Annotated in this window: 16 protein-coding genes; 8 read left to right on the top strand and 8 right to left on the bottom strand. The window is 70.9% G+C overall.

Translation table 11 applies throughout. The features are described 5' to 3' along the window. Positions 1-4 precede the first annotated feature (4 nt). Together ACIQAC_RS28080 and ACIQAC_RS28075 are read left to right on the top strand one after the other, a co-directional pair. Positions 5-430 carry an ATP-binding protein gene (locus ACIQAC_RS28080; RefSeq protein ID WP_402195486.1) on the top strand — a complete coding sequence of 142 codons (426 nt, stop codon included), beginning with the start codon at positions 5-7 and terminating at the stop codon, positions 428-430. Then, complete coding sequence (locus tag ACIQAC_RS28075; RefSeq protein WP_402195485.1) at positions 411-698, top strand: hypothetical protein; 288 nt, start codon at positions 411-413, stop codon at positions 696-698. Before ACIQAC_RS28080 ends, ACIQAC_RS28075 begins: the two co-directional genes overlap by 20 nt. On the opposite strand, the gene ACIQAC_RS28070 is transcribed toward ACIQAC_RS28075, so the two are convergent. Both ACIQAC_RS28070 and ACIQAC_RS28065 read right to left on the bottom strand, forming a co-directional pair. Then, a complete protein-coding gene (locus ACIQAC_RS28070) occupies positions 688-1,536 on the bottom strand; it encodes a helix-turn-helix domain-containing protein (protein ID WP_402195483.1) in 849 nt (282 codons plus the stop codon). The genes ACIQAC_RS28075 and ACIQAC_RS28070 overlap by 11 nt on opposite strands. Positions 1,537-1,554: 18 nt before the next feature. Continuing rightward, a complete protein-coding gene (locus tag ACIQAC_RS28065; RefSeq protein ID WP_402195482.1) occupies positions 1,555-2,307 on the bottom strand; it encodes a DUF6879 family protein in 753 nt (250 codons plus the stop codon). Positions 2,308-2,489: 182 nt separating this feature from the next. Here ACIQAC_RS28065 and ACIQAC_RS28060 point away from each other — a divergent pair, with 182 nt between their 5' ends. Continuing rightward, the gene (locus ACIQAC_RS28060) at positions 2,490-2,723 is read left to right on the top strand and encodes a DUF397 domain-containing protein (protein ID WP_402195481.1); all 234 of its coding nucleotides are present in this window, start codon (positions 2,490-2,492) and stop codon (positions 2,721-2,723) included. A gap of 61 nt (positions 2,724-2,784) precedes the next feature. Continuing rightward, positions 2,785-3,267 carry a hypothetical protein gene (locus ACIQAC_RS28055; RefSeq protein WP_402195479.1) on the top strand — a complete coding sequence of 161 codons (483 nt, stop codon included), beginning with the start codon at positions 2,785-2,787 and terminating at the stop codon, positions 3,265-3,267. Here the strand turns inward: ACIQAC_RS28055 and ACIQAC_RS28050 are convergent. Beyond that, the gene (locus tag ACIQAC_RS28050) at positions 3,257-4,078 is read right to left on the bottom strand and encodes an ABC transporter permease (RefSeq protein ID WP_402195476.1); all 822 of its coding nucleotides are present in this window, start codon (positions 4,076-4,078) and stop codon (positions 3,257-3,259) included. The two genes, ACIQAC_RS28055 and ACIQAC_RS28050, sit on opposite strands and share 11 nt — an antisense overlap. Then, positions 4,075-5,034, bottom strand: a complete 960-nt coding sequence (locus ACIQAC_RS28045) for an ATP-binding cassette domain-containing protein (RefSeq protein WP_402195475.1) — start codon at positions 5,032-5,034, stop codon at positions 4,075-4,077. The genes ACIQAC_RS28050 and ACIQAC_RS28045 overlap by 4 nt, the downstream gene beginning before the upstream one ends. A 120-nt stretch (positions 5,035-5,154) precedes the next feature. Between ACIQAC_RS28045 and ACIQAC_RS28040 the strand changes: the two genes are divergently transcribed. After that, entirely contained in the window at positions 5,155-5,982 is an 828-nt protein-coding gene (locus tag ACIQAC_RS28040; RefSeq protein WP_402195472.1) for a TetR/AcrR family transcriptional regulator, read from the top strand. Here ACIQAC_RS28040 and ACIQAC_RS28035 read toward each other — a convergent pair. Continuing rightward, positions 5,979-6,968 (bottom strand): WD40 repeat domain-containing protein, encoded by a 990-nt coding sequence (locus ACIQAC_RS28035; RefSeq protein WP_402195471.1) that lies wholly within the window; start codon positions 6,966-6,968, stop codon positions 5,979-5,981. The genes ACIQAC_RS28040 and ACIQAC_RS28035 overlap by 4 nt on opposite strands. Positions 6,969-7,124: 156 nt before the next feature. Between ACIQAC_RS28035 and ACIQAC_RS28030 the strand changes: the two genes are divergently transcribed. Beyond that, positions 7,125-7,808: an SGNH/GDSL hydrolase family protein gene (locus tag ACIQAC_RS28030; protein WP_402195468.1), complete on the top strand. Its 684-nt coding sequence runs from the start codon at positions 7,125-7,127 to the stop codon at positions 7,806-7,808. Positions 7,809-7,865: 57 nt separating this feature from the next. Here the strand turns inward: ACIQAC_RS28030 and ACIQAC_RS28025 are convergent, their stop codons facing one another. Further along, positions 7,866-8,606 (bottom strand): aminoglycoside adenylyltransferase domain-containing protein, encoded by a 741-nt coding sequence (locus ACIQAC_RS28025; protein WP_402195466.1) that lies wholly within the window; start codon positions 8,604-8,606, stop codon positions 7,866-7,868. Positions 8,607-8,694: 88 nt separating this feature from the next. Beyond that, the gene (locus ACIQAC_RS28020; RefSeq protein WP_402195464.1) at positions 8,695-11,265 is read right to left on the bottom strand and encodes a DUF6185 family protein; all 2,571 of its coding nucleotides are present in this window, start codon (positions 11,263-11,265) and stop codon (positions 8,695-8,697) included. 213 nt (positions 11,266-11,478) lie between these two features. On the opposite strand from ACIQAC_RS28020, the gene ACIQAC_RS28015 reads away from it, so the two are divergent. Together ACIQAC_RS28015 and ACIQAC_RS28010 are read left to right on the top strand one after the other, a co-directional pair. Further along, the gene (locus tag ACIQAC_RS28015; RefSeq protein ID WP_402195463.1) at positions 11,479-12,117 is read left to right on the top strand and encodes a 1,4-alpha-glucan branching protein; all 639 of its coding nucleotides are present in this window, start codon (positions 11,479-11,481) and stop codon (positions 12,115-12,117) included. Between the two features lie 53 nt (positions 12,118-12,170). Next, the gene (locus tag ACIQAC_RS28010; RefSeq protein ID WP_402195461.1) at positions 12,171-13,163 is read left to right on the top strand and encodes an aldo/keto reductase; all 993 of its coding nucleotides are present in this window, start codon (positions 12,171-12,173) and stop codon (positions 13,161-13,163) included. A gap of 159 nt (positions 13,164-13,322) precedes the next feature. Here the strand turns inward: ACIQAC_RS28010 and thpR are convergent, their stop codons facing one another. Then, complete coding sequence (gene thpR / locus ACIQAC_RS28005) at positions 13,323-13,895, bottom strand: RNA 2',3'-cyclic phosphodiesterase (RefSeq protein ID WP_402195459.1); 573 nt, start codon at positions 13,893-13,895, stop codon at positions 13,323-13,325. Positions 13,896-13,942: the final 47 nt, after the last annotated feature.

Genomic DNA, 13,942 nt, shown 5'->3' with positions numbered 1-13,942 from the left:
TCTCGTGTCCGAAACCAAAACCTTCCGCATCCCCAAACAGCGAAGGCACGTGCCCACCGCCCGCAACCGGGTCCGCAAGGCGCTCGCCGACTGGGGCGTCACCGGCGAACTCGCCGACACCGTGACCCTGTTGGCGAACGAACTCGTCACGAACGCCGTGACCCACTGCCGGGTGCCGTCCGCCGAGGTCAGGGTCACGCTGACGCACCTGGGTACCGAGTTGCTGCTTGAGGTCTCGGACCCGGACAGGGACAGACTCCCCCTGCCCCACGCCTCCGCCCCGGACGAGGAGAACGGACGCGGCCTGGCGCTCGTGGGGCTGCTGGCCGATGCCTGGGGCCACCGGCAGGGCCCGTACACGAAGTGCGTGTGGGCCCGGTTCGCGCTCACCGGGACGAGGACGGAGGCCCATGTTCCGACGGCTTTATGACGCGGTCGCGGGACTGTTGGGGCGGCCCCGGCCGGTGGACGACGACCGGGACCTCGCCGGCGAGGTACGGACGCCGGACCCGTACGTGTGGCGGCTGCCGGACCCGTACGCCGCCCGCTGGCGCCGCTGGGCACGGCGGTCCCGCGCGGCCGGTTACCGGCTGGCGTTCCCGCGGGACGAGGAGTGCTGGGTGTGCGAGCCTCCCGCACGGGAGCCACGCTGGGAGACGTCCGACGACGTCGTACGGGCGTACGTCCTCAGACCTTGATACCGCGCCGTACGCGGGCGATGACCTGCTGGGCTTCGGGGCCGTAGACGGCGGCTTCGGCGAAGGTGTTCCAGACCCGGCGATACAGAGCGATCGTTTCAGCATCGTCGAGCCAGAGCGCAGCGTGCCAATCTTCGACCGTCACCAGCCGGTCGTCCAGGATCCAGAACCCGTTTCCTGGCGGCAGATCCAACGCTGCATCCCAGGGCACGATTCCCAGATGGACGGTGTCCATTCCTACGACCCCGAGCAGTCGGTCAAGCTGAGCTGCGAGCACGTGCGGCGGACATACGTGAGCCCTTAGCGCTCCCTCCCACATGAGCGTGCACAACTGCTTACCCGGCCGATACAGCCATTCCTGTCGCTTCATACGGGCTCGCACCGCGTTCTCCGCGTCCCGTGGAGTGCCACGGAATTCCGCGTAGCGCTCAAAGAGACTGCGGGCGTAGTCAGCGGTTTGGAGCATGCCGTTGACGGCGAAGGTGTCCCAGACGTGCAACGTCCGCGACTCTGCGACGAGGGTGTTCCACTCCTCCTGTACTGGACCGTGCCCCGCCGCCAGCTTGCGCCGCCAGGAACGGATGTGGCTTTCGAAACCCTTGAGTCGCGCGTGCAATTCCCCGAACGCAGCGGGCCGGCCCACGGCCTCTGCCCACGCCTGGAGGTCCTCGCCCGTGGGGGTCTGTCTGCCGTTCTCCAGCTTGCTGACCTTCGACTGCGGCCACCCCAGCCGCCTGGCCAGCTCGGTACCGGTGAGCCGGCCATCAGGGCTTTCAACGCGTAACTCCCTGAGCCTGTGCCCCAGTTCTGCGCGTGCTCTCTGATAGTCCGTGCTCACCGGTTCCCGTTCAGGCTCCTACGCGTCGCCGTGCATCTCCGCGGTGAATTTCTGCCACGGTACGGCGTGGTGCCATGCAGCATCCCGGATCATGGCGCAACGCACCACCTCCGCCGGTTCCGTGATGAGGTCCACGTGGGTGAGCTGGTCGTCGTCATCAAACTGAAGGAGCGCGACGAGGCGGCTGTCGAACAGCCAGAAGTCCTCAGCGGGGAGGGTCAGTCGCTCGGCGTCGGCACGCCACAGGTTGCGGATGTCCTCGCCCATGCCGCTGTTCCGCTTCGCGTTGTCGAGGAGATAGAGCTGGCCGGTGGTCGGCGACTCATCCACGATGCGCACCCGCTCAACACGCTTACCCTCAGCCGTTTGCTTAAGGATCGTCTGGCAAAACGGGTGGTCGTACGTCCAGTTGGCTTTGCCCGTCTCCACGAATTGCCGGTACGTCTCGGTGCCTTCGTCACTTGCGTAGCGCCGACGCGTCTCTAAGCGCCACGCAGTGTGCTCGAACTTGCCGAACAGGCCGCCGAACTCCTCCAGCCCAATTGTCCGCACTTGCCTCGTCCTCTCCTTCGGGGTCCAGTCCACCAGGACATCACGCGGTACCACAACGGCGACCTCCCCCTCCGACAGACGTTGAAGCTGCGCGACGTCCTCAGGGTCTGTGAGCGGTGGACCGTGAACGATCACCTCCCCGCTGTCCAGGTCCTCGTGCACGGACGGACACCCGTCCTCGCCACTCCCCGTCCCGTTGAACCGCAACCTACGCACCATGAACGGCAACTCCCCTGGCCCTAGATGATGTTGCCCCATCACCCTGCCCGTCTCTCTGAGTGAATGTCCATGCATCCAGAGTGACCGCGCGAGAATAACGGCGAATATTCTCCCCGTACCCGCCCTCCCGCTCCCTACGGTCGTCCCGAACTCCCCATCAACCGAGCAGGAAGGCGGACGTCATGGCGAACGGCATCGACCTGTACGCACTCGACCTCAGCGGGGCCTCGTTCGTGAGGGTCTGTGGGGGCAACACCCACCCCGACGGCGAATCGTGCGTGACCCTGGCCAGGATCGGCGACGGCGCCTGGGCCCTCGGGGACAGCAAACGTCCGGGCACCGAGCCGCTGCGGTTCACCTCGGCGGAGCTTCGCGTGGCCGGGATCGACCCGGCCCGGTTCGGCCTTGCCCTCTGAGTGACCCCACCGGGGGTCACGCCCTCCCCGGCCGGGGAGGGCGCACGGAGAAGGGCAGTTGGTGCATCATCATCACGGCTATGTGTGGACCGGACCCAAGGACCGCTTCGACCAGGAAGCGCTGCGGCGGCCCCCGTGTCCCGACCCGCCGCCGCCCGGCGGGCGGCCGGAACTGGTCCAGCGGTACCGGGAGGTGGCGGCCGCGTTCCCGACCTGCGATCTGCCTCCGCTGGAGACACGGAACTGGCTGCGGAAACCGTCCGCCCAGGTGCGGGGCACCTGGGCGGACCCGCGGGACGCCGCGGCGTGGCTCCGCGACCGGCTGGCCGAGTACGCCCCCCGGTTCGCGTCCGGCGACCAGCGTGACCTCGACCGGCTGACCGCCGTCGTCGGCTCGGTGGAGGCACGACTGAGGTGGCACGGGGACGTGTCGCTCGGCTACTACCTCGAACGCCCCGCGTTCCTCTCCCTCGCCCTGGTGTGTTGCTCCCCGAGACTCGGGCTTCGCGCGCTGCCCTGCCCCTTGGAGGGGGTTACCGACTGAGCCTCTGGAATCGCCGAACGGCCAGCGGCAGGAAGATCGCCGTCAGGACCACCGGCCACGCCACCGACATCAGCAGGGCGTGCTGTTCGATCCAGGAGTCCCCGGCGGCGCCCGGCGCGCCGAAGAGTTCGCGGGCGGCGGCGGCCGTGGAGGAGATGGGGTTCCAGGCGGCGACCCAGCCCAGCCAGTCCGGCATCAGCTGCGGGGCGACGTAGATGCTGGAGATCATCGTGAGCGGGAAGGCCACCGCGAACAGCCCGCCCGCGGCCTCCGGGTTCGGCACCAGCAGCCCCAGCCAGACGCCGATCCAGATCAGCGAGAACCGCAGCCACAGCAGCAGTCCGAACGCGGCGAGGAAGCCGAGGCCGCCGTCCGGCCGCCAGCCCATGGCGAGGGCGGTCAGCATCATGATGGCCAACTCCGCGCAGGCGACGAGGAGATCGGTCACGCCGCGTCCGGCGACCACCGCGGACGAGGACATCGGCATCGAGCGGAACCGGTCGATGACGCCCTTGGTGGAGTCGTACACCATGACCGTGGCGGTGTTGATGAAGCCGAAGGCCATGGTCATCACGAACATGCCCGGCATCAGGAAGTCCTGGTAGTTGCCGCCGCCCGGCACCTTCATCGCGCTGCCGAAGACATAGCCGTAGAGCAGGACGGAGAGGATCGGGAAGCCCAGCTGCCAGGCGATGTTGACGGGCTGGCGCCGGTAGTGGGTGAGGCCGCGCCGGACGATGTTCCAGACGTCGGAGAGCAGCCAGTACGTGGTGCCGCGAACAGGCAGTTCGGTCACGTCTACGGTGGTCATGCCGCGTTCTCCTTCTCGGTGCGGTGTCCGGTCAGACGCAGGAAGACGTCGTCGAGGCTGGGCCTGCGCAGCCCGATGTCCTCGACGTGGATGCCCTCCTCCTGGAGGGTGCGGGCGACGTCGGTGAGGGCGGAGACCCGGTCGGTGACCGGAGCGTGGACGCGCAACTCGGTCTCGTCGGTCTCGGGTTCGCCGTCGGAGACCCGGGAGACCACCTTCACGGCCCGCGCGATGTCGGACCGCTCGGCGACGACGACCTCGATCCGGTCGCCGCCGACGAGGTTCTTCAGTCCGTCCGGGGTGTCGTCCGCGATGGACCGGCCCTGGTCGATGACGGTGATCCGGGAGGCGAGCTTGTCGGCCTCCTCCAGATACTGCGTGGTCAGCAGCACGGTCGTACCGCCCGCGACCAGCGCGCGTACGGATTCCCAGACCTCGCCGCGGCTGCGGGGGTCGAGCCCGGTCGTCGGCTCGTCGAGGAAGAGCACCGCCGGGGCGAGGATCATCGAGGCGGCGAGGTCGAGCCGGCGCCGCATACCGCCGCTGTAGCCGCCGACGCCCTTGTCGCCGGCGTCGGCGAGGTCGAACTGTTCCAGCAGTTCGGTGGCCCGGCTGCGGGCGCGGCGGCCACCGAGGTGGAAGAGGCGGCCGAACATCTCCAGGTTCTGCCGGCCGGTGAGCACCTCGTCCACCGCCGCGTACTGCCCGGTGAGGCCGATCCTGGCGCGTACCTCGCGCGGCTGCCGGGCCACGTCGAGACCGGCGACCGTGGCCTGTCCGCCGTCCAGCTTGAGCAGCGTGGACAGGATCCGTACGGCGGTGGTCTTGCCCGCGCCGTTCGGACCGAGCAGTCCGTGCACGGTGCCCTCGCGCACGACGAGGTCGAAGCCGTCCAGTGCGCGCTTCTCGCCGTACCGCTTCTCCAGCCCTTCGGCCTTCACCGCGTATCCGCCCATGGCTGTGCCCCCTTGGTCGTGTGACTCGTCGTCCGACTCGTCATCGCCTAACTGAGTACAGCGTACCCGATTACGCGTACGCCGTACCCAATTTTTCTCCGGACAACTAAGCTGAGCCGTATGACGAGTGGCAAGAAGGCCGGCGGCGGTACGGAATCCAGTGGCAGCGGAGACGTCGCCCGCACCCTCGAACTGCTCTGGGAGACCGGCCACCGGCCCAGCCGGGGCCCCAAACCGGGGCTCACACTCGACCGGATCGTGGAAGTCGCCGTCCGGGTCGCGGACGGCGAGGGGCTGGAGGCGGTCTCGATGCGCCGCGTCGCCGCCGAGCTCGGCACCGGCGCGATGTCGCTGTACCGGTACGTCCCCGGCAAGGGCGAGCTGCTCGACCTGATGCTGGACCGCGTCCAGCGCCCCTCCGGGAACCCGGCCGAGCTGGGCGACGGCGGCTGGCGCTCCGCCCTGGAGGCGCTCGGCCGCACCACACTCGCCCTCTACCGCCGCCACCCCTGGCTGCTCCAGGTCAACCAGTCCCGCCCGATCCTCGGCCCGAGCGCACTCGAGGGCATGGAGCAGGTGCTGTCCCTGATCAAGCCGATGGGCCTGCCCGACCGCGAGCTGGTCTCGGCGATCATCCTGGTCGACAGCTATGTCGTCGGGGCGGTGCGCTCGCAGGTGTACCAGGCGGAGGTGGAGCACCGCACCGGCCTGACCGACGACGAGTTCTGGGAGGCCCAGGTGCCGGTCCTGGAGAAGGTCCTGTCCACCGGCCGCTTCCCGCTCATCGCGTCCCTGGACGACAACACCTGGGCCCGCGACTTCGACCACTTCGAGTACGGCCTCCAGCGCATCCTGGACGGCCTGGAGGCGATGCTGGAGAAGCGGAACGGGCCCCCGGAGGGACGGTCCGACCCTGTGACCCCGGCCCCGGGGACGCCTAGCGCCTAGCCCTGGCGCCGCTTCCTGCGCATCCCCAGGAGCAGCAGGCCCACGACGGCCACGGCGAGCGCGCCCGCGCCGACGGAGAGGTTCCGCCCGCCGCCCCCGTCCTCCCCCGCGGACGAGGAACCGCTGCTCCCGGACGAGGAGCCGGAGCCCTCGCCGGAGGCGCCGGGCGCGTCCTCGGGCAGCACCGGGCTGTCCTCGCCCTCGGCGCCGTACATCAGCTTCTTCCCGTCGGCGGTGTACGTGACGGACTCGCCCTGCGCGAAGCCGGTGGGCACGCTCAGCCGCTCCAGCTTCTTGATCTTCCCGCCGTTCCAGTCGTAGTCGATCGCGCCGAAGTAGCTGCGGACCACGAGGTGTTGGGCGTCCGGGGACAGGGCCGCGTCGGTGGCCTCCAGGTCGGGGACGTCGGCGATGGGCCTGAAGACGTTGGTGCCGGAGGGGGAGAGCTGCGCGGGGCCCTCGTACAGACGGCCGCCCTCGCTGTTCTTGTCGACGATGTAGACCCGCCCGGTCTTGGGGTGCACCACGAGGGACTCGGCGTCGCGGGCGCCGTCGGAGTACTTCACGACGTACTGCGTGGCCCGGATCGTCCGGTCCTTCAGCTCCTTCGGCTCGGGCAGCTGGTAGATCCAGACGTGGTCCCAGGTGCCGCCGAGGTTGTCGCCGATGTCACCGACGTAGATCTGGTTGTCGGGGCCGATGGAGATGGCCTCGACGTCCCGGGGGGTGCCGACGCCGGTCAGGGTGAGGGTGGCGACGGTCTCGCCGGTGGCGCTGTCGACGGCGTAGAGGAAGGCGCCGTCGTCGCTGTCGTTGTGGGTCCAGTAGATGCCCGGGTGCTGGTGGGACGCGGCGAGGCCGCTGGACTCGGTGATCCGCGGGTCCTTGATCGTGAATCCGTCGTCGCCGTCGGCGGCGGAGGCGGGCGGCACGGCGAGCGCCCCCGTGAGGAGGACGGCGGCGAGAAGGACTGCGGGTCGGCGCATGCCCCAAGACTGCCACCTCGTACGCCTGTTCCGGGCGCCGTCCCTGCCGCGCGACCCGCCGGTTCCGGGCGCCGTCCGTGCCGCGCCACCGCCCGTTCCGGGCCGCGTGGTGGGCCTCACACCCCGCCCGTCGCGCCGATCGTCCATCATGTGCGGATGCTCAGGTTGATGTGCGTAGGCGACTCCATGACCATCGGCAGCGCAGGCGACCACACCTGGCGCTACCGGATGTGGCGGCACCTGTGCGAGACCTACGGCGGCCCGTTCGCCCTGGTCGGCCCCCGCGACACGCTCTACGACAAGGCGGCCGGCGAGCCGGTCTCGTACGCCTACGCCGAACCCGGCTTCCCCACCGCCCACCTCGCCGGCTGGGGCGAGGGCTGGCAGCACATGGCCCCGCTGATCGGCGAGACGGTACGGCAGTACCGCGCGGACGTCCTGCTGGTCTCCCTGGGCCTGATCGACCTCGGCTTCTACACCGACGCCGAGCAGACCGCGGAGAACGTGCGCGCCTTCGTCGCCGAGGCCCGCGCCGCCCGCCCGAAGATCCGCATGGCGATCCTCCCGGTGATCCCGAACATCCGCGCCACCTCGGACCCCGCCTTCGCCACCCAGGTCACCGCCTTCAACGAACTCCTGGCCAAGGCCGTCGCCGACCTGGACGAACCCCGCTCCCCCCTCCTCCTGGCGTCCACCCCGCACGCGTACGACGTCGACACGGACACCTACGACGGCACCCACCCCAACGCGTACGGCGAGCACAAGATCGCGGAGACGTTCGCGGAGGCGCTGTACCAGGGGTGGGGGATGGGCGGCCCGTACGAGGGCGGCACCGACTGAGCCGGCTGCTCCTGACGGCGGGGTCGCTGACGGCAGGGTCGCTGACGGCGGAGCCGCCTAGGCTCCCTGCTCCCCCATCCCCCGCACGAGCGCCTCCGCGCACCCCGCCACCCCTTCCGGCGCCGCCCCCACCTCCACCCCGAGATACCCCGCACGGGCCCACTCCAGCGGGGCCCGGAGCCCGGGTGCCAGCCGCGGGAGCGCCCAGTCGGCGGCGGCGTCCTTCGACACGATCGCCCCGGTGGCGAGGGTGGTGCGGATCCGCGCGAGGGTCAGCAGCACATTGCGGGTGTCCGTCCCCAGCTCGGCCAGCAGCTCCGGCACGCCCGCGGCGATCGCCCTCCGCAGATCCGCGGGCGGTACGGCATCGAGCAGCTCCCGGGGCGACGGACCGTACAGGGACGTGTCGCCGTCGCGGGCCATCGTGATCAGCGGCGCGAGATCGGGCATGGGCCCGGGGACGGGCACGTACCCGCGCTCGTACTCCTCCCGCAGCCACTCCCCGTACAGGAACTCGCACGCGGGCGGATACCGCCAGGGACGCACGGCGCGATGCCGCACCACGACCAGCTCGACGGGCCGCCGCCCAGGCCCCCCGGACACTTTCATCAACTCCCGCACGAGCACCGACCGTTGATCGCCTGGCAGCCCGTCCCGCACCACAACCAGCACATCGACGTCACTGTGCGGCCGGAGCCCGGCGAGCACGGCGGAGCCGTGGAGGTGGATGCCGAGGACGTTGCCACCGAGGAGGCGGTGCAACAGCCCCACGAGCGGGCCTGTCGGGTCGTCGGGCATCTGCGTCTCTCCTCGTGTCCTCGTCACCGTGCGTATCTTGAGCGGACCACCCCGAGGGCCCCGCGACCGACGCCCGCCCGTCGGCAGCTCAGCCACCGCCGTCGTTCGGTGGCGGTGGTGACTCGCCGCCGCCCGGCAGGGAGTCCGGTTCGGCGAAGAACTGCCAGATGGTGATGATGGCGATCACCTGGCCGATCAGGTAGGCGACCTGGAGCGAGTAGTAGCGCATCTGGTAGACGGACAGGAGCAGCCCGAACCGGCTCTGCCAGTAACGCCGTTCGCCGCCGAAGGTGTCCAGGTCCAGCATGATCGCGGTCACCGTGAACACGAACAGCATCGTCACCACGTGCAGCGCCAGATTGGCCGCGCTCTCCCGCAGGAGGCGTGCCACGAGCACGTCGGCCCCGACCGGCAGGGCGAAGGCGGCGGCGACCGGAAGGGCCTTGACCGCGCCCCGGCGTCCGGGCAGCACCCGCCACAGTGCGCCGAGAACGAAGCCCGCCCCGGCGAAGGTCACGGTCCAGGAGACGAGGGTGGACACCAGGCCGGGGAAGCCGAGCAGTTCGGTGAAGGTGTTCCGCCAGCCCTCGCCCCGGACGCCCTGCGACCAGGTGTTGAGGACGGCGGCCGGGATCCCCGGGACGAGCGCGAGACGGGCGCCGCGCACCCCGTTGCCCCACCAGTCGTCGCGCGGCCCCAGCGCCAGCGCGGCGTCGACGACCGACACCCTCGCCGGCAGCCGGTCGGGCGCCGCGTTGCGCGCGGGATTCACCGCCCACTCGTGCAGCCTGACCAACCGCCGCTCCAGGTCCTCCCGTTTGGGCGGTACGTCGCCGAACAGCCCCTGGTCGAGGCGGCGCAGCTCGGCGTGGATCTCGCGGTACGAGCGCGCCTTGGCCAGCAGCCTCCGGCGCCCCGCCGGGCCGGCCACCGTCGACAGCGGCCGACGGGAGATCTCGAACGGCTGGGCCAGCACGGACCGGTGGGCCAGGGCGGTCGTGATGCCGTACAGGGCCAGGATGTACAGGGGCGGCCAGAGGAACTCCAGCAGCGAGTTGTCCAGGTGGTTCTGGGTGTCCAGGCCGACGGTGAGCGGGAAGAACGCGAGGAGGAGGACACGGTCGGCCGGGTCGTCCAGTGGGGAGAGGGCGGCCGGGTTGTGCCATGCGCGCAGTGCGGCGATCACGGCCAGGCTGGTGAGCCACCAGCCGTTCGTGGACAGCAGCCAGTCACTGACGTAGGAGACCGACCACAGTGCCTCCCAGAAGAAGTCCCACCGGTGCTGCACGCCGTACCCGGAGTCGGCAGGGTCGATCAGCCAGCTGGCCTGCTGCCAGTTGCGCTCCTCGGTCAGCGCGAGACACACGGCCATGAACAGGGTGGCGGCGAGGACGGCCGGCCCGGCGACCCGGAGCCGCAGCCGACGGTCGTGTCCGGGGCGGCGACGGCTCGGTGGCAGCAGCCGTCCTTCGGACGCGAGCCGCCAGGCGGCCAGGACGGCGGCCAGCAGCAGCAGGGCCACCAGACACATCGAGTCGACAGCCTGTATGGCGACCCCGGCGTCTTCGTCGGTGTACGGGCCCCAGGAGAACGGCAGCGTCCCCGACCCCATCACCGACAGCATGGCCAGGAACATCAGCGCGTCGACGACGACGAACACGTAGGCCAGCCGCTTGACGCGCGGCCCGGGACGGGCCAGGTGGAGAAGCACGAGGGCGCACCCCACAACAGCACCGTGCTCCAGGAACATCTGGAGGGCGTCGATGCCGGCCACTCCCGACTCCTCCAGGATCCGTCCGACCGGCCCCTTCACGAGAGTGAGCCCCAGCAGGACCACACCGCCCACGGCCCAGCGCCGCAGACCGCCCAGCGTGCGCAGCTGGTACCCGGTCGGGGTGCCGGGCCGGCGCCCGTACCGCCGTACCGCCACCAGCAGCAGCGCGCCGATGACGGACCCCCAGAGCAGCGCGCCGACGAAGTCCATGACCACCGCGACCGGATGGGCGCTCCACGCCGGCCAGGCCCGCCACCAGGCCGGCCGGACGATGCCGGTCACGGCGAGATCCTCGTAGGAGTGCGCGGCGTTCGGCTTCCCCTCCCCCGGTCGCCAGACCACCCCCGTCGCACCCTCGCGCGCCTCGGGTTCGGGCTGCGCGCTCTCGACCCCGGGCCGCCCGGGATCCAGGCCGATCCGGTTCCAGCGGGCGTCCAGGAGGGCGGGCGGTGGCGAAAGGCCCACCTGCCACTCGTGCACCCCGCGCGGCTGGACCGACCACAGCCCCACCACGGTGCTGCCCCGGTACTCGTCCACCCAGCCGTACGCCTCGTGGTCGACCCGGACGCGCCCGCCCTTCGAGGTGATCACCGGCTTCCGGCTGCGCCGCTCACCCCAGTTGGGATCGTCGTCGTCCGCGCCGGTGAGGCAGCGCATGGCCCTGATGTACGCCCGGCTGTCGGCACTGAGCAGCAGATCGTGCGCGAGCGGCCAGCCGGCGGGAAGGTCGATCTTCAGCTCGGCCGTGATCCTCGTATACGTGGTGTCGTCGTGCTCCATCCGCAACGAGGTGCTGACCTCGGCGTCCGCGAGACCGGTGGAGCGGCACGGATCGTCGTCCGCCGCCCGCACCGGCGCGGACGCACCCGGTAACCACAAGATCACGGAAAGTACTGCCAACAGCCACGCAGAAGAACGCCTTCTCACCTGCCGCACCCCGCCCCCGGTACCGACCCGCCCCCCGACGGGTAACCCGTCCTCACATCATGACCACCAGAACCCCGGTCGGAACATCACACTCCCCGCGCCCTGGCGCGCCCCTCCTCGACCTGACCCTCGACACCGCCAGGTTTCCCCGCGACTGACAGAATCCGGCGTATGGCGCTCATCCACCGCACCACCGTCACACCGACCAAACTGGAGCTGCTCGCCGCCTGGCTGCCCACCCGTCCCTGGTACGAAGGCGGGGCGGGTGCGCCGGAGTTGGCGAAGGCCGGTGGGTTCCGGCTGGACGATCCGGAGGGCGAGGTCGGCATCGAGTTCATGGTCGTCGCCGATGACAGCGGGCCGAGGCCGGCCGCCTACCTCGTGCCGCTGACGTACCGCTCCGCCCCGCTCCCCGGTGCCGGACACGCCCTCGTCGGCACGATGGAACACGGTGTGCTCGGCAAGCGCTGGGCCTACGACGGCTGCCACGACCCGGTGCTGGTCGCCCAGCTCCTCGCCCTGGTCGAGGGCCGCGTCCAGGCGCAGGCCCAGAGCCTCAGCGACACCCCCGACCACGACATCACCCGCTCCTGCTCCCGCGCGGACCTCCCCTCCACGGCCACGGCGACCGACGACGAGGACGGCACCGAGCTGCTCCTGCCCGACGGCACCGCCCTGCGCCTGCACCGGCTCCCACTGCCCGGCACCGAGGCCCCCGAGGGCGCCGTCGGCCATGTCGCGGGCGTCCGGGAGGCGCCGGACGGTACCCGCGTGCCGGTCGTGTTCGCCACGCTCCGGCCCGGGCCATGACCCCCCGGCGGGCACTTGCCTAGAGCGCACTCGACATCGTTGGCTAGGGAGTCATGGAGTACACGCAGCTCGGACGCACGGGACTCAAGGTAAGCCGGCTCGTTCTCGGGACCATGAACTTCGGCCCGCAGACCGACGAGCCGGACAGCCACGCCATCATGGACGCGGCACTGGACGCCGGCATCAACTTCTTCGACACGGCGAACGTGTACGGCTGGGGCGCCAACAAGGGCCGTACCGAATCGATCATCGGCAACTGGTTCGCCAAGGGCGGCGAGCGGCGCGACAAGGTGGTGCTCGCCACCAAGGTCAACGGGTACATGGGCGCCGACGGCCCCGCCTGGCCGAACCACGACAAGCTCTCCGCGCTGAACATCCGGCGGGCCGTCGAGGCCAGCCTGAAGCGGCTACAGACCGACTACATCGACGTCTACCAGTTCCACCACATCGACCGGAACACCCCGTTCGACGAGATCTGGCAGGCCATCGACGTCCTCGTGCAGCAGGGGAAGATCCTCTACGTCGGATCGTCCAACTTCCCCGGCTACAAGATCGCGCAGGCCCAGGAGATCGCCGCCCGCCGCGGCGGCACCATCGGCCTGGTCAGCGAGCAGTGCCTCTACAACCTCGCCGAGCGCCGCGCCGAGATGGAGGTCATCCCGGCCGCGCAGGACTACGGCCTCGGTGTCATCCCGTGGTCGCCGCTGCACGGCGGACTGCTCGGCGGTGTCATCAAGAAGGAGGTCCAGGGCGGCCGCCGTGCCTCCGGACGCGCCGCCGACGCCCTGGCCGACCCGACCCAGCGGGCACAGATCCAGGCGTACGAGGACCTGCTCGACAAGCACGGTCTGGAGCCCGGCGAGGTGGCGCTGGCCTGGCTGCTGACCCGGCCTGGCGTGACCGGCCCGATCGTCGGCCCGCGCACCGCGGAGCAGTTGGCGTCGGCGCTGCGGGCGGTGGAGCTGGAGCTGTCGCAGGACGTGCTCAGCGGTCTGGACGAGGTCTTCCCGGGCCCGGGTCCCTCGCCCGAGGCGTTCGCCTGGTAGGAACCGCCGGTCAGGAGCGGGGGAACCGCGGACGGGCGGTGCCCGCGCGGTTCTCCTCGCTACCTGCCGACCGCCGAGGCCAACGCGACGGCGACGAACAACAGCACAAGCGCACCGGCCATGATCCGGTTCCGGGTTTTCGGGTCCACGGCAAGGAGCCTAACCGGCGCCGCCGAGCGGCCAGGAGGCGACCGCCTCGTAGCGGGGCTGTTCGCCGGGCACACCGGGCACCGGCAGGTTGCTGCGCACCAGGGCCAGCTCGCCCACGGTCCAGGTGGAGCCCGTGAAACCGTCCAGCCGCTCGACGTATGCCGCCACGTCCACCGCGTCCCGGGCGCGGGCCACCGTGAGGTGCGGCTGGTAGCGCCGGTGCTCCTCCCGGTCCACGCCGGCCTCCCGGCCCGCCGCCCCGGCCCGCTCGGCCAGCCGTCCCAGGGTGTCCACGTCCCCCTCGGCACCGGCCCACAGCGCCCGCCCGTGCCCGAACTGCCCACCGCCGCGCACCGCCAGCGCGAACGGCGCCGTACGGTGCGCGGCCCGCTCGAGCCGCACCGACAGCTCCGGTACGAGGGCGTCGTCGACCTCGCCGTAGAAGGCGAGGGTGTAGTGCCAGCCGGGGCGGCCGGTCCAGCGCAGCTCCTGCGCGCCGGGGAACTTCCGCAACTCGTCGACCACCTCGGCGAGTTCGCCGGTGACGTCGTCGGGGGGCAGTACGGCGGCGAAGAGTCTCATGCCGCCATTCTGTCCCGTCCGCCCATGTCGGGAGGCGGGTCGCGGTA

The organism is Streptomyces sp. NPDC088387, from assembly GCF_044753385.1.
Taxonomy (GTDB): Bacteria; Actinomycetota; Actinomycetes; order Streptomycetales; family Streptomycetaceae; genus Streptomyces.
This window is presented reverse-complemented; position numbering and strand designations above follow the sequence as displayed.